Below are 25,104 nucleotides of genomic sequence, written 5' to 3' on the forward strand. Positions count from 1 at the left end.
TTGAAATGGCGGCAATCTTGGGCCTGCAGGGGAGAGGATCCCTAGCGGTCCACCAGGCGCAGCTCAAAGGTAAGAATGTTGGCGGCCAAAATCTCCAAAGCTCCCCCCTCGATGAGGTCGCGGGTGAGGGCAGCCCCAGAGCCACTTTGTTGGATCAATTCTCGGCTGCGGCGCACTGTCTCTTGCCGCTGGGGATCGTCCACAACCACCTGCCGCTGGTTGGAGAGGCTGAGGCGGTAGTAGTGGGGCAGCTCGCCACGGGTGGCGTCAATGGCCAGGTTGGTTTCTTCAGGAGCAACGCGGAAGGGGGCACGGGCGGTGAGCAGCGCCACCTGGATATCCTGATCCCGCCCGTCCAGGCCCTGGAGCTCGGAGATGTCGATCTGGAAGCGGAGGGTGTCGCGGTCGCGGCTGAGGCGCTCTGCCCGCACCTGGTTAAAGCCGACGGCAAACTCCCGCTCCGGCTCGCCAAACCGCTGGATGGTGGACTGCAAGACCGATTCTTCGTTGAGGGGGGTAACCCGGATGAGGTAGTCCCAGTTCTGGACAAAGGCATACTCATTGGGCCCGACGCGGACATTGGGATCCACCAGGTTGGCAGTGGGGCCAGGGCTGCCGGCCCGGCTGAGGGCCACCAGGTACCAATAGTTGGGGCTGATGGGCAAGCCCATGGTCATGCGCACTTCCAATACTGGCCGCGCCCAAGCAGCAACCGCCGTGAAGGCTGTGATGGCTGCTGCTCCGAGGCAGCTCCACAGCCAGTGCTGAGGACGACAGTCGAGCTGCAGCGGGCGAAACCAGGTTACGGCTACAGTCCTCATATCAACTTCCTCAACTGCAGCGACTTGCCTTCGCGTCAGGTAACAAAAGATCCGATGCTTGCGCAACAAGTTTAGAACCGTCTGGCCAAAGATGGCCGTTGTCCGGCGAGCTGGGGCTCTGGACGCTAAGCTGGGCTTTTGGCTAAGCATACACCTTAGTTCTGGATTGGGAAGGATGGCAAGCGCTTTTGCACAGGTGCAGGAAGGCACAGGCTCATTACCTTGGTTAGTTGAGCCAATGCAGAGAGGGGATGCCTCTGTTGTGGGAGCAGTTGTAATCATGAGGCGATTGCGAACAGCTCTGCCGCTGTTGTGTTTTTCTTTGCTGCTGGCTGCCTGTCGAGCGGGGGGGCCCCCTCGCGGCATGGAAGGCCGAGGAAGTGGACAAAGCCAGCCCACGCCGGTGGCCATCGGCGTCGTGGAAGAACGGGCCATTCAGGAGACTGCGGAGTTCATCGCCAGCCTCGGATCCCAGCAGGTGGCAAGCATCCGGCCCCAGGTGAGCGGCCAGGTAACCCAGGTGTTCGTGCGGCTGGGATCCCAGGTCTCTGCCGGGGCGCCCCTGTTTGCGATCGACAGCCGGCAGCAACAGGCGGCGGTGGCCGGCCAAACGGCGGGGATCGCGGCGGCCCAGGCCAACCTGGAGAGCAGCCGAGCCGTGCTCAGCCAGTTGCGGGCGGAGCGGCTGCGGCTGGAGGCGGCGGCAGAGTTCGCCCAGGAGCAGCACGAGCGCAACCTGCGCCTCTTGGCCGAGGGGGCTATTAGCCAGGCGCAAGCGGATCAGTCCAGCCGCGATCTGCGCCAGGCGGAGGCAGCCTTGGCGGCCCAGCAGGAGCAGATCCGGGCCCAAGAGGCGGCCATCTTGCGGGCAGAGCGAGAGGTGGAGCGGGCCCGGGCCGAGGCGGAGCGGCAGCAGGTGCAACTGCAGTTTTTCCAGGTCACGGCTCCCTTTGCCGGCATTGTCGGCGAGGTGTTGGTGCGGCAGGGGGATTATGTGACACCCCAGACGGTTTTGACCACCCTGACCCAAACCCAGGCGCTGGAGCTGAACCTGAACATCCCGCTGCAGCAGGCCCCCCGCCTGCGCATCGGCACGCCGGTGCAGATCCTAGATAGCAGCGGCGAGGTCATCGGCACCAGCCAAGTCTCTTTCATTGCGCCTGAAGCGGATCCCGGCACGCAGTCGGTCCTGGCCAAGGCCTTGCTGGAGAACCCCGCCGGCCAGTTGCGTAACGCCCAGTTTGTGCGAACCCGCATCGTCTGGGAGGAGCGGCCAGCTTTGTTGGTGCCGGTGACGGCGGTAGCCCGTCTGGGCGCCCAAACCTTTGTCTACACGGTGCAGACTGCAGATCCTGCAGAAGAGGGCCAGCCCCCTGGAGCGGTGGCGGTGCAAAAGCCGGTGCGGCTGGGATCCATCCACGGCAACAGCTACGAGGTGCTGGAGGGGCTGCAGGCCAATGAGCCGATTGTGCTGAGCGGCCTGCAAAAAATCCGCGATGGCGCCCCCATCGTCGATGAGGTGCTTTTGCAGCAGAGGAGGCAAGGAGGAGGGAGACCACCTGGATCCCCGCCCTAGATCTCCCCTCTTGAGCTCGGCCACTCCCTTCTACTCCTCATGCGGATTCCTGTCTATGTTTGTTGACTTTTTCATTCGCCGCCCTGTCTTTGCCAGCGTCTGCTCCATCCTAATCGTGCTGGTGGGAGCGGTGAGCATCCCCCTGTTGCCGGTGGACTACTACCCGCAGGTGGCGCCGCCGGCAGTGACGGTGACCGCTGTTTACCCCGGGGCCGATGCCGAGACGGTGGAGACGGCGGTGACGAATGTGCTGGAGCAGGAGATCAACGGCGTCGAGGGCATCCGGTACATCTCCTCGGTCAGCAGCAGCAACGGCACCAGCCAGATCACCGTCACCTTCAGCCCGGATCGGGATCTGGACACAGCGGCTGTGGATGTGCAGAACCGGGTGGCACGCGTGCAGGCGCGGCTGCCGGCAGAAGTGATTCAAAACGGCCTCAGCGTGGAAAAGGCGGGCGATAGCGCTTTTGTGCAGGTGGTGGCGCTGCGCTCAGAGGCGGGGGAATACGACGAGCTGTTTGTGAGCAACTACGCCGAGCTGTTCGTGCGGGATGCCCTGCGGCGCATCCGTGGCGTTAGCGATGTCATCGTCTTTGGGGAGCGCACCTATGCCATGCGCATCTGGCTGGATCCGACGCGGCTGGCCGGCTACGGGCTGACGGCGCTGGATGTGGTGAACGCGGTGCGCCAGCAGAATATCCAGGTGCCTGCCGGCCAAATCGGCAGCCAGCCCAGCCTGCCGGATCAGGAGTTTCAGATCAGCGTCCAGGCCACGGGTCGGCTTTCCCAGCCGGAGGAGTTTGCCCAAATTGTCCTCAAAGCCAGCCCAGATGGCGGCTTGGTGCGCATTGCCGACGTGGGCCGGGTGGAGCTGGGAGCCCGAAGTTACGATACGTTCTTCCGCATCGGCGGCCAGGAGGCGGTGGGGATCGCCATCACCAAGCAGCCGGATGCCAACGCCCTCGAGGTGTCGCGGCAGGTGCGGCAGACGTTGGCCGAGCTGGCGAAAAATTTCCCGCCCGGCTTGATCTACGAGATCGCCTTCGACGCCACGCTGTTCATCACCGAGTCGGTACAAGAGGTGATCTTCACCCTGCTCCAGGCTATCGTCCTGGTGGTGCTGGTGCTGTTTATCTTTTTGCAAGATTGGCGCATCACCCTTATCCCTACCGTCACGATCCCGGTGGCGCTGCTGGGGACGTTCGCCTTTGTGCGCCTATTCGGCTTTTCCATCAACACCCTGACCATGTTTGGCCTCACTTTGGCCACCGGTTTGGTGGTGGACGACACCATCGTGGTGGTGGAGAACATCTCCCGCTACATCCGCGACCGCGGCATGCGGCCTCTGCAGGGGGCCTCGGCGGGGATGAACGAGGTGCTGGGGGCGGTGATTGCCACGACGCTGGTGCTGCTGGGCTTGTTTGTGCCGATCGCGTTCTTTCCCGGCACCAGTGGCCGCATCTACCAGCAGTTTGCCGTCACCATTGCCGTATCGGTTTCCCTGTCTACGTTTAATGCCATTACCCTGGCCCCGGCGTTGTCGGCGCTGCTGATCCGCCCACGTTCTGAGCAGATGTTTTGGCTGTTGCGCTGGTTTGACCGGGCGGTGGAAGGGATCCGCGCCGCCTATCGCCGGCTGCTGGAGCTGGTGGTGAAGCTGCGGCTGGTGGTGGTGGCGGGGTTTGTCGCCTGTCTGGGCCTCACCTATTGGCTGTTCCAGATCGTGCCAACGGGGTTTGTGCCGGATGAGGATCAGGGCTTTTTCATCACCATTGTGCAGGGGCCGCCGGGGGTTTCGCTCAACTACACCGACCGGGTCATCCGGCAGGCCAGCGCCATTTTGGACGGGATCCCGGAAATCGAAAACCAGGTGATCGTGGGGGGGTTCAGCTTTACTGGGCCCTCGCCGGGGAACGGGTTGATCTTCGCCACCCTCAAGCCCTGGGACAAGCGGCGGCGACCGGAACAATCGGCGCAGGCGATTGTCAACCGGCTGTTCGGGCCCTTTTTGGGCGGGATCAGCCGCTCATTGGTGATCCCGATTTTGCCGCCAGCCATTCCCGATCTGGGAAACACGGGCGGGTTTACCTTCCAACTCCAGGATCGGGGGGTGAACGATTTCAACCTGCTGCAGCAGACGGCCAACGCCTTTTTCTTTGTGGGCAACTCGCCGCCCCCGCCGGGCCAGCCCCCCCTGGGCGTGCGGATTAATCCGCCCACCTTCAACGCCAACTCCCCCCGGTTGCAGGTCAAGGTGGATCGGGACATAGCGCAGGTGCTGGGGATCCCGCTGGCCGAGGTCTTCGGCACGCTACAGACGCTGCTGGGAGGCACCTATGTCAACGACTTTGACCTGTTCAACCGAAACTACCGGGTCTACGTCCAGGCGGACCAGGCTTTCCGGAGCAGCCCCGAACGTATTGGCCAGTTCTACGTGCGCGGTGGGCAGGGGCAGCTCTTGCCCTTGAGCACGTTGGTTCAGGTGGAGGAGACCACCGGCCCGGCGCTCATCAATCATTTCAACCTCTTCCGCTCGGCGGAGATCCAGGGCAGCCCGCTGCCGGGCTTCAGCTCGGGCCAGGCCATTCGGGCTATGGAAAGTCTGGCTGTCCGCTTGCTGCCCCAGGGGTTTGGCTTCGAGTGGTCGGGCCTGTCCTTAGAAGAGATCGAGTCGGGGGGGCAGGCGCCGCTGATCTTTGCTTTGGGGTCGGTGTTCGTCTTCCTGGTGCTGGCGGCCCAATTTGAGAGCTATGTGGATCCCTTGATCATTCTGCTGGCGGTGCCGCTGGCGGTTTTGGGGGCGCTCTCAGCCCAACTGCTGCGGGGCCTGGCCAACGACATCTTTTGCCAAGTGGGGCTGGTGATGTTGATCGGTCTGGCCAGCAAGAACTCGATCTTGATCGTGGAGTTTGCCAACCAACTGGTTGCCCAAGGGATCCCACTGGCCAAGGCCGCGATCCAGGCGGCGGAGACGCGTTTCCGCGCCATCCTCATGACGGCTTTGAGCACGATCCTGGGCATTTTCCCGCTGGCGGTGGCCAGTGGCGCCGGGGCTGCCAGCCGCCAATCTCTGGGCACGGCTGTTATCGGCGGTATGTTCGTCTCAACCCTACTCAGCCTGCTGGTGGTGCCGGTGCTGTATGTCGTCCTCAAAGGGATCCAAGCCCGGCTGTTGGGGGGAGCGACTGTGGATCTGGCGCATCTGCCGCCGCCAGAGGATCCCAAAGGTCTGCTGCCGGAAGAATCGACTTGACTGCAGGGCAAGACCTATGCTTGTGGATTCCAGCTTCTTCCAGGGACACAGAGGGATAGCGCAGAACCTTGGGGCTCTTGCCCCTTTTCTCAGCCGAGGGCCTCGTCTCGGAGCAGCTCGGCGCCGCTAGATACTCTCTCCCAGAACTGGGCCAAGTGTTGCAGGCCCACGAACCCCAACTGCCAGAGGATCAAAGCCAGGGGGCCGTGCTGCTGCCGCTGGATCTTCAGGGCCAAGGCCAGTTGTTTGGGCTTGAGGAGCTGTTGCTGCTCGGCAAAGCGGCAGAACTGCCGATCCCATTGGCTGAGGGCTTGTAAATCCGGCATGGTCGGTTCCATAGGCTTGGCTGGACAAGAAACGCATGGATTGAACGTCAGGGGTCGGGATCTCTGCAGGAATCTTGAGGATCTTTTTGTGGATCCCTTTCAATGGATTTCTTCCAGGGTAAGCGCTCCCCTCAGCTCTCCCCAAGGCGGGTCAGGGCAGAGGGCACTGAGCTTTGCCGCAGAGCTGGCTTACAGGTGCTGTTGGGCTAGCTCCAGGGATCGTCCTCGAAGGGGCTGTCCTGCCAGTAGCCACCCGACTGGGGGAGAGGAGACTGTTGGGGTGGTGGGTAGACGATGGGAGTAGAGGGCGGCGGTGTGGGGATGGGAGTCGGCTTTTCCATATCCTCAAGCCGCGGCAGGTCGGCAGGCTTGGGTTCGACACCGAGGTTTCTCAGCTTGGCTTGCGTTTCTTGCACCTGAGCATTGAGCTCTTCTAGGTAGGCGCGATAGTGGTTGGCGGCTTCTAGATACTGCTTGGCTTTCTTTTCGTTTTCGTGGACAACCGCCTCCAGCTCTTTGGTACGAACGGTGTAGTCGGCCTCTTGGTTGGTGAGGTTTTCGATGGCCTGGTTGAGCACAGCCCGCCGGCGCTCCAGTTGGGCCACGATCTCCGACAGTTGCCGTTCCCGCTCGCTGAGGCTGCGCTCGCGGTTTTGGGTTTGTTCCAGTTGAAAGCTGGCTTGGCTCAGCTGCTCTCGCAAGTACATCACTTGCGGCTCTGTCTCGTTGCGCTCCTGCTGCAACTCGAAGACCCGTGCTTCCAGGTTGTCTTTTTCCTGCTGCAAAACTTCCCGCTCATGCAAAAGACGGGTGTAGAGCTGGTTGAGGAAGTCCACCTCCATCACCACCTGGCTGAGCTGGGTGGCGTATTCCCCAACCAAAGCCAACTCCCGCGCGAGGTTTTGGGTTTCGCTGGTGGCTTGCTCGGTGAAAAACTGGGGAAGTTGGGTGGTTTCTCTGAGGCGTTGGGTGAACTGTTTGAAGCGGAAGGAAAAGTTGCTCGCCATTGCCGGTGCGGTAGCCTCGAAGATCAGGGGAATGCCGATGGTTCGGTTTCACAGTGTGTTGTCTGGATTGACTCCAATCTAACATCGAGCCACAACCCTTAGGTGGGATCGAGGGGAGTTTCAGGGGCCGGCAGGGCAACTTCTGCGGAGGGATCCCGTTTCTGGGATTCGGGTCGTGGGTCTCCTGCCACTTCATTGCCTTGACTGCCTTTAACCTTGTCTCCTGGTTTTTTCAAGTCGCCTTCAGAGAGGTGGCGCAGCAGCCGTTGCAGCAGCGGGATGTGGCGATCGCCGACGACGGAGAAGCGGCTCTCGATCTCCTCAGCAGGGATGGGATCCAGTTGGGCCAGCTCCGGCTCGCTGAGGAGGAGCACCCGTATGGCGGCAAGGGGGATCTGCAAGAACAGGTTGGCCCCCCAAAATCCAAAGGCGGCTACGGCCAGGCCGGCTAAGCGGGTGCCGTTGCCAGGGGTGAGGGGGGCAAAGAGGGGGGCAAAGTCGTAAAGGCGCTCACCGATTTCCAGCATCAGGATTGCCGCCAACAGCGTCAAGATCTTGTGTTCGGGGCTGAGGAAGGCAGCCAAGATGCGGCGTTGGTCGGGGGTGAGTTCCTCTGGGGGAACAGAGGCCACCAACAGGCTGAAGATGTCGAACGGTTTGCGCCACTGCATGGCAAAGACCGGCGCAATGCCCACCACAGCTACCCAAGCTTGCTCCACCCCCACCGGGAGGAGGGGATCCCCCGTGGCCAGCCCGATCAAGGTCAGCCCCACCCACAGGGGGAAGGCAAGGATCCCGGCGGCGTGGATCCAGAGGAAAGGTTCCTGCCAATGGCTGCGCATGGGTGGGTTCTGGGGGGATCGGAAAAAGAACAGAGCTAGGGGCGGGATTTGTCGATCACTTCCAGTTCTGTGAGGCGGAAGGTGACCAATTTATCCCAGTTGCCGCCTTCAAAGAGAACGGCGGCGTGGTCGTCGGTAACCCGCTGCACTTGTCCTTCAAAGAGGTAGTAGGTGTCGTTGGGATTGATGACCCGCACGGCAACGCCGGGGTAGATGGGGGGCAGGTCTTGGAGAAGAGATGGAGTTGCAGTCATGGTTGCTGTTAACAATCCTTACCGGTGGGGAAACCCTACCCTATCATTATGGGGGAAAGGCCCTCTCTTGCCGAGCCTTTCTCTGGCAAAGCAGACCCCAGACAATGTCTACCGACGCAAAGTCTTTCCCATCCCAGGTTTGGCACGTGCTGGTCATCGATGATGAGCAGGGACGGCGGGCGGTGGCCCTCAGCGCGGCCACTTACTCCATCGGCAGGGATCCCGGCAACGCCATTGTCATCCATTCGGCGGCTGTTTCTCGGCAACATGCGCTGCTGCTGCGGCTACCCCAAAAAGACGGCCAGTACACCTACCGGCTGTTGGACGGCAATATCGAAGGCAAGCGCAGCACCAATGGCATCTCGGTAAACGGGCAGCAATGTTTGAGCTGGGATCTCAAGGACGGGGATCAGATCCAGTTGGGGGATCAGGTGCGGATGCAGTATTGCATTCGCCGGTTGTCGGACGAAGATTTTCAGCGATATCTCCAGTCGGTGAGCTTTCGCAGCGTGAAGACGGAGGTGGTGGATCGGCGCTCCACAACGATGCAGCGGTTTGAGCCGCCCTCGCTGCAGGTGATTTTGCCCCAAGAGGAGAGGACGGAGAAGGTTGAACACGTGGGCTCCCGCCGTCGCAACCCGTTGCGGCTGCTGTTCCAGACGCTCTGGGGGCGTTTGGGGAGAAAGCCGAGGTGATTTAACCCTCAGGAATGCCCACCTGCTCTGAGTCTGAGCGCGCTGATGGGGTTTCGACGCGGTCTTGCTCTGATGCTTCTGCCTGCAGATCCAGAAGGGAAGGAGGAGAGTCTGCTGCCCCGGGCAAGACTCCCCGCAGCCAGAGGGGGGCGATAAAGGTGGTGGCGATCACCATGACGATGATGCTGACGTCCAGGGCATCGGAGAGAACGCCGCTGGTGGATCCCACGCCGGCAAACACCAGGCCCACCTCGCCGCGCGGGATCATGCCCACGCCAATGGCATAGCGGTTGATGCCCGGCTTGCCGAACGCCCCCAGGCCGGCGGCCAGCTTGCCCACAATCGCAACGCCAATCAAGAAGACGGCAATGATCAGACCCTCGCGGTTGGCGGGGAGGGTGGGGTTGAGCACGCCGAGTTTGGTTCGGGCCCCGACGCAGACGAAGAAGATGGGCACCAGCAGGTCAGAGACGGGTTTGATCTGCTCTTCCAGCTCTTGCCGTTTCTCGGTTTCGGCCAGAATGAGGCCGGCGGCAAAAGCGCCCAAGATGGCCTCCAGGTGGATCACCTGGCCCACGTAGGCCAACAGAAAAGCCAGCACAAGGGCGGGCAAAAGCGGGTTGCCGCGGGTTCTTAGGTTGTTGAGGAGGGCTACAAAGTAGGGGCTGAGGAGGCGCCCCAAAACAATGGAGCCGACCAGAAAGACGATGGCGCTGACGATGATGAGGCCGATATCGGCTAGGTCAACCTCCCCGGTTTTGGCCAAGCCCGCCACCACGGCCAAGATGATGATGCCCAACACGTCGTCCAGGACGGCAGCGCCGATGATCACCTGCCCTTCGGGGGAGGTGAGTTTTTGCAGCTCGGCCAAGACGCGGGCGGTAATACCAATGCTGGTTGCTGTGAGGGCGGCCCCGGCAAATACCGCGGGGATGGTGGGCACATGAAACAGGTAGAGCAAGCCCAGTGTTCCCGCCAGGAAGGGCACAGCAACACCGATGACGGCTACGGCTGCGGCCTGGGGGCCGACTCGCAACAGCTCGGCCAGATCCGATTCGAGGCCAATTTCAAACAAGAGGATCACCACCCCGATTTCCGAGAGGGTGTCGATGATCTGGCTTTGGGCGGAGAACACCGGCACCAGGGATCCCTCGTCGAGGCCGGCAGTGGTTTGCAAAAATTGCATCAGGGCTGAGGATTGAGCCAAGGTATGCAGCTCTTGGCCGGAAACTGGCCCCTCTGGGAAGACGAGCAACCCCAGGGCAGAGGCTCCCACCATGACGCCCCCCAGCAACTCTCCCAGCACGGGGGGAAAACTCAGGCGAACGGCAATTTCTCCGGCAACGCGGCTGGCCAGGTAGATGACCACCAGAGACATCAGCACCGCTACCAGGATCAGAGGGGCAAGATTGGCGTCCACGGGAGCAGCAGCTTCGACGGCAAGCAACATGGGATCCGGGCAATTCAACAGCAAGATCTCAACCTCAGGTGGACTGCTTTGGGTCTTGTTTTCGTCTTGGGCTGGCACGAGCAGCATCGCTTGGCCAGAAGACTGTTACAAAGGCTAACCCTCATCGGGATCCGCTTGCAACGCTTACATCGGCACTTTGTTCTGCTCAGGCCCATCTCTGTCGAGCGGAGCAGCCTGGAACTAGGCCCGGTTCCATCTGTAGATACTCCAGATAAGTGTTAATTATCTGGAGTATCGCTTTCCCGACAGAATTGCGCGCTCTCTTGCCAGACAAGACCACACTCCCTCAAAACCGGCAATCGAGGGGAGCCACTTTTTAACCTTCGCACTTTGAGGTCGCCCGCTCCTCACGGAAAGTCCTGCTTGGGCCCAGGGGAGGATTTTGTCCATCTCGCTCGGACGTTGGCCCAGACAGATCTAGGGGATTAAACCGGTTCATGGCCGTCATCAGCCCCTCTTGCAAACAGCACTCCACCGCCTCTACCGCCGTATCCAACACCTGCTCCAGCACCTCTTGTTCTGCAGGGGCAAATCCACCCAACACATGGCCAATCACATCTTCGCTGCCCTTGGGTTTGCCCACCCCCAAGCGTAGCCGCGGCAACGCCTCGCTCCCCACGTGCTGAATGATGGACTTCATGCCGTTGTGTCCGCCGGCAGAGCCGGATCCCCGCAGTCGCAGGCGACCCAGGGGCAAGTCCATATCGTCGTACACCACCAACACCGCGGCGGGATCCAGTTTGTACCAGTCCAGCACTGCCCGCACCGCTTGGCCGGAACGGTTCATGTAGGTCTCCGGCTTGAGCAGGCGCCGCTTGCCCCCCAGAACAAAACCTTCTCCGTAGCTGCCTTGGAACCGCTTTTCCAAAACCAACGGGATCCCCCAGCGCTGCGCCAGCCGATCCAGCACCATAAAGCCGCAATTGTGGCGGGTATCGGCATATTGTGGGCCGGGATTGCCCAAACCCACAATGAGCTGCAAAGCCATCTCATCGGTTCCCTTGGTCTTGACCTGAGTCACAGCGCTTTTCGCCTCCTCGGGCTAGGTTGTGTTGATCTTAACGTTAAGACAGAGTTGATGCAGTTATCAGATGCTCTCTTCAAAATAATCACTATCGACCTTCTTGACCGGATACAACGAAACCGTAGATACGCCAACATCGTGCTCAATCATTAAATTTGTCAGTTGTTCGCCGTCAATCAAAACAATCTTGCTGCCGATTTGAGAAACGTAACTGCGAGCATCATCGGTAAATCTGGAGGTAGTCATAAAAATACCCTTGTTTGCTCTTTGAGCCTGTAAGGCTCCTACAAACTGCATGACATCAGGACGACCTACCGGATTGCTATCCCAGCGCTTTGCCTGAATATACACAACATCAAGACCGAGTTTATCCTCTTTTATGATCCCATCAATTCCGCCGTCACCGCTCCTGCCGATTGCTTTTCCCGCATCTACCCGTGAACCTCCGTAGCCCATTTTAACCAGCAGTTCCACAACGACCTTTTCGAAGAAGGCAGGAGATGCTTTCTTGAGCCTGGCAAGCAGTTCATCAGCCAGTTTATCGCGGAGATTTTTATACGCATTTTCTAGTTGCTCTAATGGTGTTTCTGGTGAAATCTCTAACGACTCTTTTCGTTCGGTTGCCTTGTCAGCGCTTCTTGTGCCCTTGAGCCTCTCAAATTCTAGGAACTCAGGATATTGCCTGAGCAACTTTACGTTGATGGTCTTGGGCTGCTTTTTAAGAAGATCTCTGCCGCGGTCGGTGATTTGGTAGAATCCTCTGCGCGTTGCTTCAAGCAGCCCTGCCTTTTTCAGATAGGTTGAGGCCCAGCCGACGCGGTTTATAAAAGTTGGCTGTACACCGCTCGGCAGCATCTCCCTGAGATCCTCCTCTGTGAGGCCCAGTTCTTTTGCCAGAGCTTCAACGGCCTCACTGGTTGAGATTTCAGTTCCTTCGCGTGCTGCAAACTGGAGCAGCGGCAACAGCAAGCTCTGGTAATCCGGAACGGCCATCTGCAGAACCGATTCTCAAGGCAGGGATCCCAATATACTAACCAAGCCCCTACCGCAACCCAGCTATGGTGTCTGGCAGGCTGGGAAGCCTTGGACAAAGGTTGAGCGTGGATGGCTCAGGCGTGATTTGAACACGCGACCAAGGGCTTATGAGTCCCCTGCTCTACCGCTGAGCTACTGAGCCGAGACGGCGCTTAACTAGAATAGCACCGTTGGGCTGGAACTGCTTCTTGAAAAATCACCTCAGCCCCCTTTGCCCTCTTGGGAGAAATTGGGAAGCCAACGCTCACCGCGAGGCCAGGGCAGCTTCGTAAACCCGTCGATTGGCCGCGAGGGATTTCTCCAGATCCACCACAGGACGAGGGTAGTCCACTCCCAAGCGAACCCCAAATTGCTTTTGCTCGGCAGCGGTGAGGCGATAGGGCTCGTGGATTTTGTCCCCTGGGATCCCGGCCAATTCCGGCAACCAGTGGCGCAGATAGTCTCCCTTGGGGTCGTACTCGCGAGATTGCTTGGGGATGTGGAAGTAGCGGAAGCCGCGGGCATCATTCCCTACACCGGCAGCGTAGTTCCAGTTGCCGTAGTTGCTGGCCACGTCGTAGTCGATCAACAGCGACTCAAACCACTCAGCGCCCATGCGCCAGTCGATGCCCAGATTCTTGGTCAGAAAGCTGGCCACATTCTGCCGTCCCCGGTTGGACATAAAGCCGGTAGCCGCCAGCTCCCGCATGTTGGCATCCACCAAGGGGTAGCCCGTCTCGCCCCGGCACCACGCCTGAAAGCGGGGCCAATCCTGCTGCCAAGGGATGGGGATCCCCTGGATCCCAGAAGGACGGAACAGTTTAGCGCCGTGCTTGGCCAAGACAAACCGAAAATAATCTCGCCACAGCAGCTCGAAGACCAGCCAGTCGGTGGACTCATTGCGCACCCGCTCCTGTTCATAACGCTTGACTTCGGCATAGACGGTGCGAGGCGAGATACAGCCCAAGGCCAACCAAGCAGACAGCCGCGAGCTGTCGTTGGGATCCAACATGCCGTTGCGGGTTTCCTTGTAGATGCGCAGCCGATCCAGATCCCAAAAGTAGGTTTGCAGGCGGGCCTGGGCAGCGGTGCTCCCACCGGTGTAGGTGAAGCGGGCGCGGCGATCCGGCGGGGGCAAACTCAGCCCTAGCTCGGCCAGAGTAGGCAACGGGCCGGGATCCAACCCCGACGGCAGGGGGGGAAGAGAAGGAATGGGCAGGGGATCCCGGATGGGGGTGCTCCCCTCGACTTGCTTGCGAAAACGGGTGAACAGCTCCGGCAGTTGGGAAAGACCAAAGGGGAGATCCTCAGGGTGATAGAGGGTGTGGCCCCACTCCAGGTGCAACCGGATCCCCAGCAAAGCCTTCTCAACAGCAGCCGTCACCTCTGTCTCCTCGGTGCCCACCTCCTCATGGGCATAGACCGCCTTCACCCCCCACTCCCGTGCCAAGCTGGGGATCACCTGCTCCGGCTGGCCCCGGCGGATCACCAAATCCGAGCCGCGCGCCCGCAACTGCTGCCGCAGATCCGCCAAACTCTCCAGCAAAAACTGAGCGCGGAAAGGGCCGGTTCTGGGGCGGAGTACCAAGGAAGCCTGACCGAACTGGCGGGGATCCAAACAATACAAGGGAATCAGGGGAGATCCCTGTTGGCAAGCCCGCGTCAGCGGCTGGTGATCCAGCAGGCGCAAGTCGGTGCGAAACCAGAGCAGGACGGTCATTCTGCAGCTACCCTAGACGGATCCCGCAGACTCAGACTTAGGCGCCCGTCCCAGCTCAGGGCTGGGAACAAAATGGGGCACATTGGCAGCCGGGATGTAAATGGGAGCCTTGGTGCGCGGGTGGTAGGTTTGCCGGGCAGGACGATGGCGCAGCGAGAACGTGCCGAAGCGAGACAGCCGCACCGAACCGCCCTGGGCCAGGCATTGACTGATGCTATCCAGCATAGCCTCCAGAGCAGCAGCAGCCAGCTCCACCGTCAGGCCATCCACCTGGGCGGCCATCTGGCGGGCCAGCAAACGGCGATTCAAATGGGGAGGAGGAGCCACCAACCAACCGTCCAGACAACAGCAACACAGACAGGGGCCTAGAGCGCTTCCAGCTCGCTCTCAAAAAACCAGTGTCGAGAGCGATCAGGAAACTCCAAAACGTAGCCGACACCGCTGCCATCGACCACCCGCCGGGCCAGCACCACAGCCTCTTTGCCCACCAGAGCGCTGACATTTTCTTGCCCGCGATCCCGGACACAGCGAACTTTAACCTTGTCCCCAACTTTGATTGCCATAGCCGATTGGGCGTAACCGCGAAGAGACTCGTTACTCAAGATGGTACGGCAAAAGATCCCTTGCCGAGATCTGGTCACCCCTCTGCTGGGGTTGACACCGATGGGATTGCTAGAATGGGTGAAGAGCGCTGTGCCCCGGGAAGACTGCCTCCGTGATTGCCCTTTCCCTCAAACCCGCCCATTGCTCCTGGAGCGTTATCAGCTTTCCCTCCACCCTTTACACCCAACCGGTTCTCGATCTGTTGATCTCAAAAGTTCCTCCCCCTTGGCGGGCAGAGGTGCGCCTGGGCCTACAGGAAGCGATCATCAATGCCGTCCGCCACGGTAATGGCCTCGATCCCAACAAGAAAGTGATCATCGAGTACGCCAGCTCAGAGCCGTTTTACCAATGGCTGGTGCGGGATCAAGGACCTGGCTTTCGTCCCCAATGCAAGCTCAGCCGCTGCCAGCGCGGCATCTTGGAAACCGAAGAATCGGGCCGGGGAATGTTTCTGCTCACCCAAATCTTCGACTTTGTCGAGTGGAACGAAGCCGGCAACCAGGTCTATCTGGGCAAGTACATCCCCGCCAACTGCCGGGATCCCTGGATAGTCTGACCCTCAATACCACTGCCAAACCAGCTTGCCCATTTGGGTGATCTGGCGGCCCCGCTCCGGGTAGGGAGCCTCAGAAACCGTCAGGGCTGTGGTGGCAAAGGCAAAGCGCGTGGACGACCAGCGGGATCCCTTAAGTAGCGTGCTTTCCAGCAGCAACCCCAGCGATCCATATCCATAGCCCAGATTGCGGTGGGGCAGAGGAGCCACCACCTTGCGCCAGGCGCGGTCGGCAGCCAAGGGGGGATCCGCGAGGGCCGCCTCCAAAGCCGCCAAGGAAGAGGCCAGGTAGGAATAGCCTTTGTGGTCGGCGTGATACACCTGCGCCAGCAACGGGATCCCTGGCGGCGTTTGGGGGAGAGACAGGGCTCCTTCTTCCCCGCTGACCTCCGGCGGCCCACCGCCAGGGATCTCCGCTCCAGAGGCGGAGCGGCTGGGCTGCAAAGGCTTGGGTTGAGCCCAAGCGGTGGCGGTGCCGCGCTGCATCGGGAGAGAAACCACCTGCCAGCCTTGGGCGCGCGCCCGCTCATCCAGGTCGGAACCCGGCTCGTCCGGCATCTTACCCACCCACAGCCAGGCCGGATCCCGGTCGCCGGGCAAAAGGGCAAAGGCAAACTCCCCCCGTTCCGGCAACAGACGTTGCCAGTCCAGCTTCACCTGAGATTGTAAGCGCTGCAGCCATTGGCCGGGATCCACCCGCCACCCCAGGGGGCTCAGAGGCCGGATCTGCCCCAAGCTCTGCCAAACCGAGGCCAGGTGAGCTCCAGAAACCAGCGCCAAGGTCTCGTCAGGCAGATGCTGAATGATCTCCGGACGAAAAGCTTCTGCCGCCGGCAAGGAGAACTCAGCAGGCGCACGCCAGAGGGCAGCACTTTCGGCCACCAAGCCCCGGAAGTTCACCCCCAGTCCCAGCCCCACTGCCTGCAACGTCAGCCCGTCCGGAGCAACCGCTTCCGGGTTTTGCCAGAAGGCCCAACCCACATGCGCCTCCTGCAGCGGCTCGATCACCTGCTGAAACAGGGGCTGAGCCACCAGAGACAACTGCGGCAATTGCCAAGCATCGATGGCAGCGCGAATGGCCGCTGGCTGCTCCGCCAACAACACGTACTGCTCGCCAAAAACAGCCGCCGAGAACCCCTCCAGGCCCGGAATCGGGCTGGACACCACCTGAATGCCCTTGTAAGTGTCCACCTGCACCGGTATCCCCGCCAAACTCTGCCGTTCCCACAACAGGTTCAGCTCAAATTGAGAGACTGCCCGATCCCGCGTCTCCAGGGCCACCAAAGTCCCCCCCTCCGGCAAGCTGGCCAAGAGCGTGCTTTTTCCCAGCCAGGGCCGCACCTCCCGCTCAAAATCCAGAGCTGCCCCGGCCAGTACAGATCCCAGCCAACCCGGGCCTTCGGCGGAGAAAAACTTTTGCCATTGCTGACGGGCGGCGCGTCGTTGGGGGGCAGGGGTTGCAGCTTGCCAAAACGCTTGCACCTCGTCGAGGGGAACGGCCAACAGCAGCAAAGCCTCGGTAGAACGGGGGGCCAAACCCACAATCGGCGGCAGTTCCGGGTGGGCCAGCAACAAAGCCACCGGGCTGCGGGTGAGCAGCCACACGACAACCCACACCAGCATGGCGGCCAGAAGGCCCAACCCGATCAAGATCCCCCGCAGGAGTTGCCGTTGTCCCATATCCCCTCTCCAGCCTGACGGCAGCATTCCAGCACCGCCTAACCATCTTACCTGTGAGGGGAGAGTTGCTTGTCTCTCCTGGCCTCAGCCGGGATCTGACGAAGATGCTTCTGGCCGATTCTGCAACATCCAGGCCAAGTTATTGCCCGTCACCGCTCCATCTAGGGTGCTCCGGATCAGCAGCAAGGCCGCTGCCGCCCAAACGTTTTCTGGCCAGTTCCCCAGCACCTGCTCTGCCAACTGGCCCAGCCCGAAGGCCGTGATCCACGTGGCCATCCACAGCCACGCCGTCACCTGAGCGCAGGGCCAGCCATTGCGCCAAGCCCAAAATCGCTCCTGCTACCACCACCCCCAGCCAAGCATTGCCCATTTGTTGCGTCAGCCACAGGCCGGCGCCCGTCGCCACAGCCCAGCCCAGAGCAGTTGCGCCCACCCAGGCCACAGCCTGCTCCGTCGAGAGCAAAATCCGGGATCCCAGCGCCAGCCCCTGGCCGATCCCCACCCCCAGCCCGCGCGAAAAACCCAGCACCAGGCCCAAGAGCAGCAGCGGCGGACGGAAAAACTGACTCAACATCACCACGACCAAGGCAAAGAGCACCAGGCCGGCCCCCTGCCCCAACAACGTGGCCAATGTCCATTCCAGCCAAAACCTCTGCCAATGGGAACGCAGCATGGTAGCTCTCCTCCAAGGTGGCCAAGATGCCCTCACGATAAGCGGCAGCCAACCGAAACAACCCTCAGTCTGCAACCCAACCGGTAATTGGCCAAGGCAAGCACCGCCCAATGGCGATACTCTAGAAGGTGTTCATGAGTGGGTAAAGTGCAAGCGATGGCTCAGCCTGCCCTGCGCATCTTGATCGTGCGCCATGGTGAGAGCACCTTTAACCTGGAAAATCGCATTCAAGGCCGCTCCGATCTCTCTCGTCTGGCCCCCAGCGGAGCAGTGCAGGCGCAGCGCGTCGCCGCAGCCCTGGCCGGGATCCCGTTGGATTACGCCTATTGCAGTCCCCTTTCTCGCGCCCTCGATACCGCTCGCATCATCCTGAAAGAGCGAGAAGGGATCCCTCTGCAGATTACCGAGCAACTGCGAGAGATCGACCTGACGGCTTGGGAAGGGCTGACCTTTGCCGAGGTGAAGGAGAAATACCCCGAAGACTACCATCTGTGGCGGCACCATCCCGACAGCCTGGAGCTGCAGGGGCGCTTTCCGGTGCGGGATCTCTGGCAGCAGGCGCGGGAGTTTTGGCAAATGCTGGCCGAGCACTTGCAATCTGCTGCCCGAGCAGAGTCCGCCCCAAGCCAGACCCTCAATATCCTCGTTGTGGGCCACAGCGGCATCAATCGCGCCTTGGTCAGCACCGCCATTGGCCTGGGGCCACACCACTATCACCGTCTGGGGCAGGATAACTGCGCCATCAGCGTGCTCAATTTCCCTGAGGGCCTGCAGGGGCCGCCGCAACTGGAATCTTTGAACATCACTGCTCACCTCGGCCCAGCTCTGCCCAAGCGCAAGCAGGGGATCCGCATCTTGCTGGTGCGGCATGGGGAAACCCAATGGAACCGGGAGCGCCGTTTTCAGGGGCAGCGGGACATTCCCCTCAATGCCACCGGGGAAGAACAGGCAGCCAAGGTGGCAGAATTTTTGGCCACTCAACCCCTGCAACTGGCCTTCTCCAGCCCCCTGAAGCGCCCCTGGGCCACAGCCGACGCCATCTGCAGCAACCACAGCAACCTGATCTTGCGCCCCATGCCCGACTTGCAGGAGATCTGCCACGGCGACTGGGAGGGCAAGCTGCAGAGCGAAGTGGAAGCCGAATACCCCGGCGCGCTGGAGCGCTGGCAGCGGGATCCCGCCAGTGTGCAAATGCCCAACGGGGAAAACCTTGACCAGGTGTGGGCGCGGACTCGCTCGGCCTGGCAGGAGCTTTTGGCCATCACCGCCGCCCAATTTCCCCAAGGCACAGCGGTAGTTGTTGCCCACGACGCCATCAACAAGGCCATCATCTGTCAGTTGTTCGACCTTTCCCCACAAGCCTTTTGGATCTTCAAGCAGGGGAACGGTGCCATTACGGTGATCGACTACCCAGAAGGTAAAGAAGGCGCCCCGGTTTTAAAGGTGTTGAACCTCACCACCCACCTGTCCGGCCAGATCCTGGACTGCACCACCGCCGGAGCTTTGTGAAGATGGGGCCCTCTCTGTTCCCCCCTGAGCTGCTGGGAAAAGACGTGCGCCTCCGAGCAGTGCGCCTGCTGGATCCCTTGCGCCAGCGGGAGGAAGTGACCGACGTGTGGTTGCAGGAAGGTCGCCTCCGGGCCAGCGAGCCGGCAGGGATCCCTGCCGAGATCCCCACCCTTGATGGCTCCGGTTGGGTTCTAGGGCCGGGTTTGCTGGATCTGTACGCCCACAGCGGCGAGATGGTTGGCAACGGTCTATCCCACAGCCGCGAGACCCTGGCCTCTTTGGCTGCAGCGGCTTTGGCGGGAGGCTTCGCCCAGGTGGCGCTTCTGCCCGCCCCCCCGCCCGGAACCGGCTGGTTTCCGGTGCTGGATCGCCCAGAGCACCTGAACCGCTACCCCCGCCAACCTGGGGATCCCCGCTGGCTGCCCTTAGCTGCCCTGAGCGTGGGCGGCCAAGGAGAAACCCCGACCCCATGGGGAGAACTGGCGCAAGCAGGAGCGGTTGGCTTTGCGGAGGTTCAGCCGCTGCGCTCCTTGGCGCTGCTGCGGCGGGCTCTAGAATATCTGCGGCTGGAGAACAAGCCCCTGCTGCTTTGGGCCTGGGATCCCAGCTTGGCCGGGCAAGGCAGCCTCTACGAAGGGATCTGGGCGCTGCGCCTGGGGCTGAAAGGGATCCCTGCCAGTGCCGAAACAGCCGCTCTGGCCCGCCTGTTGGAGGTGATCAGAACTGTTCCTTCCCCCCCGCCGGTGCACATCATGCGCCTGAGCCAAGCCCGCAGCCTGGAGATGATCCAGCAAGCCCAAGCCGAAGGATTGCCGCTGACCGCCAGCACCTCCTGGATGCACCTGATCTTGTCCGAAGAAGCCGTCCGGGAGCACCGCTACGATCCCCACCTGCGTCTTTTGCCCCCCCTTCCCAGCGCCGCCGACCGCGCGGCTCTCGTCGCCGGGATCCGCTCCGGCAGCCTGGGGATCGCCACAGATCACCACCCCTACACCTATGAAGAGAAAACCCTGCCCTTTGCCGATGCTCCGCCAGGGGCGATGGGCCTGGAGCTGGCTCTGCCGCTGCTGTGGCAGCATCTGGTGGCAACCGGATCCCTGACCCCCCTGCAACTGTGGTCGGCCCTTAGCTTGTACCCGGCCCGCTGCCTCAACTTAGATCCGCCCACCCTCACCCCCCACAGCAACTGGGTGCTGTTTGATCCCGCCCACCCGTGGACGGTTTCTGCCGCCACCCTCCACTCCCGATCCCACGCCACTCCCTGGCTAGAGAAGCCCCTGCGCGGCAAGGTGTTGTACACGCATATCGAGCACGCTTGCAGCCAACCCACCCCGGCATTAAAACTCCCCAGCTAAGGCGGCTACACAGCGCTCGCACAGCTCTGGGTGTTCGGCAAACTCGCCCACGCGGGTGGAATAGTTCCAGCAGCGCACGCATTTTTTCCCGTCCGCCGGCTGAACGGCAACCTGCAGGTCTTCCTCTCCAGGGTCGGCCTTGACCAGCTCGACTTGGGAAGTGATGAACAAGTAGCGCAGCTCTGCCGCCCGCTCTTCCAAGAGGGAGTACAGATGGGGATCCGCCACCTTCAAGATCAGTTTGGCCTCGGTGGAAGCGCCGATGACCTTGTCGGTGCGGGCTTGCTCCAGCGCTTTGTTCACCTCCTGCCGCACCGCCCGCAGCTTTTCCCAGGTGGCCGCCAACTGGGGATCCCGCCAGTGCTCTGGCAGCTGCATCCAGCCCCCTTCAAACACCGAGCGGGTAAGCTTGGGGTAGGGAAGGTAGCTCCAGATCTCTTCTGCGAGGTGGGAAAGCACTGGAGCGATGGCCTTGGCCAAGTTCTCCAGCAACAGCGACAGCACCGTCTGGCATTGCCGCCGCCGCCGGCTGCGGGCATGGCTGATGTAGAGGCGATCCTTGCCGATATCCAAGTAGAAGTTGGAGAGATCCACCACGCAGAAGTTCTGAACCGCCTGGAAAAAGCGGTAGAACTGGTAGCTTTCAAAAGATGCGGTGATTTCCTCTCCCACCTCCTGCAGGCGGTGCAAGATGTAGCGATCCAACTCCGTCAACGCTTCAAAAGGAACAGCATCCTGCGCTGGGTTGAAATCATAAAGGTTGCTCAGCAGAAAGCGGGCCGTGTTGCGGATCTTGCGGTATATGTCCGCCATCTGCCCAAGGATGGTCTTGCCTATCGGCACATCCCCAGAGTAGTCCACACTGGAGACCCACAGCCGCAGCACATCGGCGCCATAGGCGGGATCCGTCTGGGGGTTGCTGCCGCCGTTGATGAGCACCAGGGGATCGATAACGTTGCCCAGGGATTTGCTCATTTTTTGGCCCTTTTCGTCCAGCACAAAGCCGTGGGTGAGCACTGCTTTGTAGGGGGCACAGCCATTGACGGCCACGGAAGTCAGCAAGCTGGACTGGAACCAGCCCCGGTGCTGGTCGGAACCTTCCAGGTAGAGATCCACCGGGTAGCCCAGCCCCTGGGCCTTGGCCACCGCCGCCCAGGAGGAGCCGGAGTCAAACCAGACATCCATGGTGTCTGTGCCCTTGCGGTAGGTGCGGCCATTGCGGCGGTACTGCTCCGGCAACAGCTCTTCCACCGGCCGCTTCCACCAGGCGTCGGATCCCTCCTGGGCAAAGATGGCTTTGATGTGCTCGAGGGTCTCGGCCGTGAGCAGAACCTCGCCCGTCTCTTCGTCGTAGAAAACAGGGATGGGCACACCCCAAGCCCGCTGGCGGGAGATACACCAGTCGGAGCGCTCTTTGACCATGGCGGTGATGCGGTTTTCCCCTTCCGGCGGGATCCAGTTCACGGTTTTGATGGACTGTAGGGCCAGCTCTCGGAAGCCGGCTACAGACGCAAACCACTGCTCCGTGGCCCGGAAGATGGTCGGCTCCTTGGTGCGCCAGTCGTAGGGATATTTGTGGTTGTAGGGTTCTTCCTTGAGCAGGGCGCCGGCAGCCTGCAAGGCTTTGATCACGGCCAGGTTGCCGCTGGTCTCCGGCTTTTTGGAGAGCACATCCAGCCCGACAAACTGGGATCCGGCCTCGGCGGTGAATCTCCCCTGCTCGTCCACAGGGCTGAGGATGGGCAGGCCGTACTTTTGGCCGGTTTTGAAGTCGTCTTCCCCGTGGCCTGGCGCCGTGTGGACAATGCCGGTGCCGGACTCGGTGGTGACGTAGTCTCCCAAAACACAGAGACTGGCACGGTCAAAGAGGGGGTGGCGTCCCTGGCAGTATTCCAGGGCGGATCCCGGCAGCGTGGCCTTGACCTCTAAGGGGGTCTCCAGGACTTTTCCCAGCCGCTCTCGCAGATCGGCAGCAATCAACAGCAGGCCGAAGCGGGGAGACTCCACCACCGCATAGGTGAGCTTGGGGTTGAAACAGAGGGCCAGGTTGGCCGGGATCGTCCACGGGGTAGTGGTCCAGATGGCCACCCGCAAGCCCGGCAGAAAAGGCTCCAAAACCGGCTGCGCCGCCGGGCTGAGGCTCTGCAGAGGAAAAGCCACATAGATGCTGGGGGAGACGTGGTTGTCGGGATATTCCAGCTCTGCTTCCGCCAGGGCCGTCTGCGAGCTGGGGCTCCAGTGGACGGGCTTGAGGCCGCGGTAGATGTAGCCTTTGAGGGCCATCTGGCCAAACACCTCGATCTGGGCTGCCTCGTACTCCGGCGAGAGGGTCAGGTAGGGCCGATCCCAGGATCCCCATACCCCCAGCCGCTGAAAGCTGGCCCGCTGCACGTTGACGTAGTGCAGGGCGTACTCTCTGGCCTTTTGCCGCAGTTGCAGGGGGGTGAGGCTTTCCCGCTCCTGGGGGGAGAGGCTTTGCAACACCTTTAGCTCAATGGGCAGGCCGTGGCAATCCCAGCCGGGCACATAGCGCACCTTGCGCCCCCGCAGAATGTGGTACTTGTTCACAATGTCTTTGAGAATCTTGTTGAGGGTGGTGCCCATGTGGATGTCGCCATTGGCATAGGGCGGCCCATCGTGCAACACAAAGGGATCCCCGGGATTGGTTTCCGACAGACGCTGATAGATCTGTTCTTCCTGCCAAAAGGCTTGGATGGCGGGCTCCCTCTTGGCGGCCTCCGCCCGCATGGGAAACTGAGTTTGCGGCAGGTTGAGGGTACTTTTGTAGTCCACGGCAATTTGAGCAGGCTAAAGGGCGTCCTTCTATCCTACGCTGTTGCTCTCTCCTCAGCGCTGCCTCCTGACTTCCCCCTTGTTGGAGCCCTCTTGGGGAGAAGGGATCCGGCCCGCCACCTTGGTAAAGATTTGTGCTAGCCTCAGGATGTTGTTGAGTAAGGGAGGTTCCTGCGGATGCCAGACAGTAGTAGTTGTAAGGGTCGTCAAGTTGGGTTCAGCCGGCTGTGCGCCGGGGCTGTTCTCTAACGGCCTGAACTCAGATCCTTAGCTTGCTGAGGAGTCTTCGCGTTCTGGCTCGCTTGGAGTTCCTCCCGGCAGTCAGGTTCCAGTTGAAGGCCCGCTAGGCCGCTCTCTCCCGGATCGCCTGTTATCTCCTAGGCGGTGGGAGAGAGCGGATAGTTTTTTGTAGGTTTTCGACGACCGCAGGGGCTTGGAGTCGATATGTCCTACAAGGCTCCCTTGAGAGACGTCGGCTCCCTCAGGGTTGAATGGTAAGACGCCGGCTCTCGACGACAAGGCCACTTTGGTTGACCAGCATCACTGAGATCCACTCAGCCCCTGCTTCTGGAGGGGCATCCGCCTGCAGGAAGAGCCCGCCCGCCTGCAGAGGTTCGAGGGCAAACGAGGTCAGATCCAGGTAGCTGGCCGCGGCCACGGGCCGCTCATCGACAGCGCCCAGCAGCAAGGACTGGGTGAGGGGTTCTGCCACAATGGCCTGCAGCGAGTAGGTGGATCCCGGCTTGACCACCTCCGGCAACTCGAAGGTGACGGTGGGAGGTGCTGAGCCGGAGGTGAGGGTGCTGGCCTCCCGCAGTACTTCTTGGTCTACGAGCAGCAGTTGTCCTGGATTGGCCGCATCCGGGCGGTAGCGGTTACGCACCAGGGCGGAAGCCTTTACCTGAAACTCCCCCCGCGCTGAAGCTTGGGATCCCTGCACTTGGCTGGCGATCTCGGCCACGATCTCAGGGCCCACCTGCCGCCAAGAGACAATTTCCGCCGAGTAGGTCAACTGGGGATGGGCCTCCCATAGCTTGCCAATGGCCTCTTCCACCCCCTGCCGATCCAGGCCGTCGCGGTGGCGGAAGTCGGGGCTGTAGCCGGCCATCACCCCCGGCAAGTCGCGGCGGTTGGCAGCGTCCATTTGCTCCTTCAGCCACTCCACCAGGGGAGCCGGTGCCGGGGCGGAGACCTGTTTTTGGAGCCCGCTTTCCAGAGGCATGGGGGCAGCCTGGGCCGGTGCCTTGCTTGGGAAAGGGATCCCCCAGCTCAAAGTCAGAGCAAGGAACCCAAGCAGTTGGGAAAGGGTGAATCGAGAGCTCAAACTGGGGGCCTCCGGCGGCAAATCTGCCCTTAGTTTAGCTTGCTGAGGATCGAGGTTTTGAGGTTTCCGAGTCCAGGTTGGCCATGGGGGGAGCGATTTTGAGGTTTGGCGTTGCCTCACTGGATTGGACCCGGGTTTATCCTGGGAGCTGGGTTCTCTGCGAGGTGTGCATGGCGTCCCACCACTCCCCTGCTTTCCTGGCTTTGGTTAACGAGGCCAAAAGCCGCATCCAAGAGCTCACCGTTGAACAGGTGAGGCAAAAACAACTGCAAGGGGATCCCTTCTACTTGGTTGACGTGCGGGAAGAGTCGGAGTGGCAGGCCGGCCACATTGTCGGCGCCATTCACTTAAGCAAAGGCATCATCGAGCGGGATATCGAGAAGGTGATCCCAGATAAAGAAGCCGAGATTGTCCTCTACTGTGGTGGCGGCTTTCGCTCGGCGCTAGCAGCCGACAACCTGCAAAAGATGGGCTACCGCCGTGTGATCTCCATGGACGGCGGCATCCGCGCTTGGCGAGAGGCCGGCTTTCCCGAATCCAAGCCCTCACCCCCGACCCCGCTCCCGGAAGGACGACCCTCACCCCCGACCCCTCTCCCGGAGGGAGAGGGG

Annotated in this window: 22 protein-coding genes and 1 tRNA gene; 7 read left to right on the forward strand and 16 right to left on the reverse strand. The window is 61.3% G+C overall.

The genetic code is table 11. From position 1 onward, the window contains the following. Positions 1 to 41: 41 nt before the first annotated feature. Complete coding sequence (locus tag NW853_RS05160) at positions 42 to 821, reverse strand: hypothetical protein (RefSeq protein ID WP_414332523.1); 780 nt, start codon at positions 819 to 821, stop codon at positions 42 to 44. Between the two features lie 280 nt (positions 822 to 1,101). On the opposite strand from NW853_RS05160, the gene NW853_RS05165 reads away from it, so the two are divergent. Both NW853_RS05165 and NW853_RS05170 read left to right on the forward strand, forming a co-directional pair. After that, positions 1,102 to 2,397, forward strand: a complete 1,296-nt coding sequence (locus NW853_RS05165; protein ID WP_414348168.1) for an efflux RND transporter periplasmic adaptor subunit — start codon at positions 1,102 to 1,104, stop codon at positions 2,395 to 2,397. 55 nt (positions 2,398 to 2,452) lie between these two features. After that, positions 2,453 to 5,650, forward strand: coding sequence for an efflux RND transporter permease subunit (locus NW853_RS05170; RefSeq protein ID WP_414348171.1), 3,198 nt, complete (start codon positions 2,453 to 2,455; stop codon positions 5,648 to 5,650). 89 nt (positions 5,651 to 5,739) lie between these two features. Here NW853_RS05170 and NW853_RS05175 read toward each other — a convergent pair whose 3' ends face one another. The 4 genes from NW853_RS05175 to NW853_RS05190 form a co-directional block, all read right to left on the reverse strand. Further along, complete coding sequence (locus NW853_RS05175) at positions 5,740 to 5,976, reverse strand: DUF2949 domain-containing protein (RefSeq protein WP_414332517.1); 237 nt, start codon at positions 5,974 to 5,976, stop codon at positions 5,740 to 5,742. A 206-nt stretch (positions 5,977 to 6,182) separates the two neighbouring features. Continuing rightward, positions 6,183 to 6,983, reverse strand: a complete 801-nt coding sequence (locus NW853_RS05180; protein WP_414348174.1) for a hypothetical protein — start codon at positions 6,981 to 6,983, stop codon at positions 6,183 to 6,185. A gap of 98 nt (positions 6,984 to 7,081) precedes the next feature. Next, positions 7,082 to 7,825, reverse strand: coding sequence for a low-complexity tail membrane protein (locus NW853_RS05185; protein WP_414332513.1), 744 nt, complete (start codon positions 7,823 to 7,825; stop codon positions 7,082 to 7,084). A gap of 35 nt (positions 7,826 to 7,860) precedes the next feature. Then, positions 7,861 to 8,079 carry an NAD(P)H dehydrogenase subunit NdhS gene (locus NW853_RS05190; RefSeq protein ID WP_414332511.1) on the reverse strand — a complete coding sequence of 73 codons (219 nt, stop codon included), beginning with the start codon at positions 8,077 to 8,079 and terminating at the stop codon, positions 7,861 to 7,863. A gap of 104 nt (positions 8,080 to 8,183) precedes the next feature. On the opposite strand from NW853_RS05190, the gene NW853_RS05195 reads away from it, so the two are divergent. Then, complete coding sequence (locus NW853_RS05195; RefSeq protein WP_414332509.1) at positions 8,184 to 8,774, forward strand: FHA domain-containing protein; 591 nt, start codon at positions 8,184 to 8,186, stop codon at positions 8,772 to 8,774. Position 8,775: 1 nt separating this feature from the next. Here NW853_RS05195 and NW853_RS05200 read toward each other — a convergent pair whose 3' ends face one another. The 7 genes from NW853_RS05200 to NW853_RS05230 all read right to left on the reverse strand — a co-directional run bounded on the left by NW853_RS05200 (position 8,776) and on the right by NW853_RS05230 (position 14,566). Beyond that, positions 8,776 to 10,224 carry a cation:proton antiporter gene (locus NW853_RS05200; protein ID WP_414332577.1) on the reverse strand — a complete coding sequence of 483 codons (1,449 nt, stop codon included), beginning with the start codon at positions 10,222 to 10,224 and terminating at the stop codon, positions 8,776 to 8,778. Positions 10,225 to 10,561: 337 nt separating this feature from the next. Then, complete coding sequence (gene pth, locus NW853_RS05205; protein WP_414332575.1) at positions 10,562 to 11,233, reverse strand: aminoacyl-tRNA hydrolase; 672 nt, start codon at positions 11,231 to 11,233, stop codon at positions 10,562 to 10,564. A 99-nt stretch (positions 11,234 to 11,332) separates the two neighbouring features. After that, the gene (locus tag NW853_RS05210; protein WP_414348176.1) at positions 11,333 to 12,262 is read right to left on the reverse strand and encodes a restriction endonuclease; all 930 of its coding nucleotides are present in this window, start codon (positions 12,260 to 12,262) and stop codon (positions 11,333 to 11,335) included. A gap of 112 nt (positions 12,263 to 12,374) precedes the next feature. Further along, positions 12,375 to 12,446: transfer RNA gene (locus tag NW853_RS05215), tRNA-Met, on the reverse strand. A gap of 102 nt (positions 12,447 to 12,548) precedes the next feature. Next, positions 12,549 to 14,003, reverse strand: a complete 1,455-nt coding sequence (locus tag NW853_RS05220; RefSeq protein WP_414332507.1) for a DASH family cryptochrome — start codon at positions 14,001 to 14,003, stop codon at positions 12,549 to 12,551. Between the two features lie 12 nt (positions 14,004 to 14,015). Continuing rightward, complete coding sequence (locus NW853_RS05225) at positions 14,016 to 14,330, reverse strand: HU family DNA-binding protein (RefSeq protein WP_414332505.1); 315 nt, start codon at positions 14,328 to 14,330, stop codon at positions 14,016 to 14,018. A 38-nt stretch (positions 14,331 to 14,368) separates the two neighbouring features. After that, positions 14,369 to 14,566, reverse strand: coding sequence for a cytochrome b6f subunit family protein (locus NW853_RS05230; RefSeq protein ID WP_414332503.1), 198 nt, complete (start codon positions 14,564 to 14,566; stop codon positions 14,369 to 14,371). Positions 14,567 to 14,718: 152 nt separating this feature from the next. Between NW853_RS05230 and NW853_RS05235 the strand changes: the two genes are divergently transcribed. Then, positions 14,719 to 15,162 carry an ATP-binding protein gene (locus tag NW853_RS05235; protein WP_414332501.1) on the forward strand — a complete coding sequence of 148 codons (444 nt, stop codon included), beginning with the start codon at positions 14,719 to 14,721 and terminating at the stop codon, positions 15,160 to 15,162. Positions 15,163 to 15,165: 3 nt separating this feature from the next. Here NW853_RS05235 and NW853_RS05240 read toward each other — a convergent pair whose 3' ends face one another. Both NW853_RS05240 and NW853_RS05245 read right to left on the reverse strand, forming a co-directional pair. After that, the gene (locus NW853_RS05240; RefSeq protein ID WP_414348179.1) at positions 15,166 to 16,839 is read right to left on the reverse strand and encodes a DUF3352 domain-containing protein; all 1,674 of its coding nucleotides are present in this window, start codon (positions 16,837 to 16,839) and stop codon (positions 15,166 to 15,168) included. Between the two features lie 139 nt (positions 16,840 to 16,978). Further along, positions 16,979 to 17,512, reverse strand: coding sequence for a hypothetical protein (locus tag NW853_RS05245; RefSeq protein WP_414348182.1), 534 nt, complete (start codon positions 17,510 to 17,512; stop codon positions 16,979 to 16,981). Between the two features lie 156 nt (positions 17,513 to 17,668). Between NW853_RS05245 and NW853_RS05250 the strand changes: the two genes are divergently transcribed. Together NW853_RS05250 and NW853_RS05255 are read left to right on the forward strand one after the other, a co-directional pair. Then, on the forward strand, positions 17,669 to 19,021 hold the full coding sequence (locus NW853_RS05250) for a histidine phosphatase family protein (protein WP_414332493.1): 1,353 nt from the start codon (positions 17,669 to 17,671) through the stop codon (positions 19,019 to 19,021). 2 nt (positions 19,022 to 19,023) lie between these two features. Then, positions 19,024 to 20,376: a dihydroorotase gene (locus NW853_RS05255; protein ID WP_414348184.1), complete on the forward strand. Its 1,353-nt coding sequence runs from the start codon at positions 19,024 to 19,026 to the stop codon at positions 20,374 to 20,376. Here the strand turns inward: NW853_RS05255 and ileS are convergent. Further along, the gene (gene ileS / locus NW853_RS05260) at positions 20,359 to 23,124 is read right to left on the reverse strand and encodes an isoleucine--tRNA ligase (protein ID WP_414332573.1); all 2,766 of its coding nucleotides are present in this window, start codon (positions 23,122 to 23,124) and stop codon (positions 20,359 to 20,361) included. The two genes, NW853_RS05255 and ileS, sit on opposite strands and share 18 nt — an antisense overlap. A gap of 526 nt (positions 23,125 to 23,650) precedes the next feature. Then, the gene (locus NW853_RS05265; RefSeq protein WP_414332489.1) at positions 23,651 to 24,391 is read right to left on the reverse strand and encodes a hypothetical protein; all 741 of its coding nucleotides are present in this window, start codon (positions 24,389 to 24,391) and stop codon (positions 23,651 to 23,653) included. 272 nt (positions 24,392 to 24,663) lie between these two features. Between NW853_RS05265 and NW853_RS05270 the strand changes: the two genes are divergently transcribed. Continuing rightward, positions 24,664 to 25,104 (forward strand): rhodanese-like domain-containing protein (locus tag NW853_RS05270; protein WP_414348187.1); only part of this gene is annotated, 441 nt, incomplete at its 3' end.

The sequence above is a fragment of the Synechococcus sp. H55.11 genome (assembly GCF_047462475.1).
Classification (GTDB): domain Bacteria; phylum Cyanobacteriota; class Cyanobacteriia; order Thermostichales; family Thermostichaceae; genus Thermostichus.

Bases quoted from the DNA above. Each gene is read 5' to 3' on its own strand.
- NW853_RS05160 (WP_414332523.1), bottom strand. From the start codon at position 821: ATGAGGACTGTAGCCGTAACCTGGTTTCGCCCGCTGCAGCTCGACTGT.
- NW853_RS05165 (WP_414348168.1), top strand. From the start codon at position 1,102: ATGAGGCGATTGCGAACAGCTCTGCCGCTGTTGTGTTTTTCTTTGCTG.
- NW853_RS05170 (WP_414348171.1), top strand. From the start codon at position 2,453: ATGTTTGTTGACTTTTTCATTCGCCGCCCTGTCTTTGCCAGCGTCTGC.
- NW853_RS05175 (WP_414332517.1), bottom strand. From the start codon at position 5,976: ATGCCGGATTTACAAGCCCTCAGCCAATGGGATCGGCAGTTCTGCCGC.
- NW853_RS05180 (WP_414348174.1), bottom strand. From the start codon at position 6,983: ATGGCGAGCAACTTTTCCTTCCGCTTCAAACAGTTCACCCAACGCCTC.
- NW853_RS05185 (WP_414332513.1), bottom strand. From the start codon at position 7,825: ATGCGCAGCCATTGGCAGGAACCTTTCCTCTGGATCCACGCCGCCGGG.
- NW853_RS05190 (WP_414332511.1), bottom strand. From the start codon at position 8,079: ATGACTGCAACTCCATCTCTTCTCCAAGACCTGCCCCCCATCTACCCC.
- NW853_RS05195 (WP_414332509.1), top strand. From the start codon at position 8,184: ATGTCTACCGACGCAAAGTCTTTCCCATCCCAGGTTTGGCACGTGCTG.
- NW853_RS05200 (WP_414332577.1), bottom strand. From the start codon at position 10,224: ATGTTGCTTGCCGTCGAAGCTGCTGCTCCCGTGGACGCCAATCTTGCC.
- pth (WP_414332575.1), bottom strand. From the start codon at position 11,233: ATGGCTTTGCAGCTCATTGTGGGTTTGGGCAATCCCGGCCCACAATAT.
- NW853_RS05210 (WP_414348176.1), bottom strand. From the start codon at position 12,262: ATGGCCGTTCCGGATTACCAGAGCTTGCTGTTGCCGCTGCTCCAGTTT.
- NW853_RS05220 (WP_414332507.1), bottom strand. From the start codon at position 14,003: ATGACCGTCCTGCTCTGGTTTCGCACCGACTTGCGCCTGCTGGATCAC.
- NW853_RS05230 (WP_414332503.1), bottom strand. From the start codon at position 14,566: ATGGCAATCAAAGTTGGGGACAAGGTTAAAGTTCGCTGTGTCCGGGAT.
- NW853_RS05240 (WP_414348179.1), bottom strand. From the start codon at position 16,839: ATGGGACAACGGCAACTCCTGCGGGGGATCTTGATCGGGTTGGGCCTT.
- NW853_RS05245 (WP_414348182.1), bottom strand. From the start codon at position 17,512: ATGCTGCGTTCCCATTGGCAGAGGTTTTGGCTGGAATGGACATTGGCC.
- NW853_RS05250 (WP_414332493.1), top strand. From the start codon at position 17,669: ATGGCTCAGCCTGCCCTGCGCATCTTGATCGTGCGCCATGGTGAGAGC.
- NW853_RS05255 (WP_414348184.1), top strand. From the start codon at position 19,024: ATGGGGCCCTCTCTGTTCCCCCCTGAGCTGCTGGGAAAAGACGTGCGC.
- ileS (WP_414332573.1), bottom strand. From the start codon at position 23,124: ATGCGGGCGGAGGCCGCCAAGAGGGAGCCCGCCATCCAAGCCTTTTGG.
- NW853_RS05265 (WP_414332489.1), bottom strand. From the start codon at position 24,391: ATGCCTCTGGAAAGCGGGCTCCAAAAACAGGTCTCCGCCCCGGCACCG.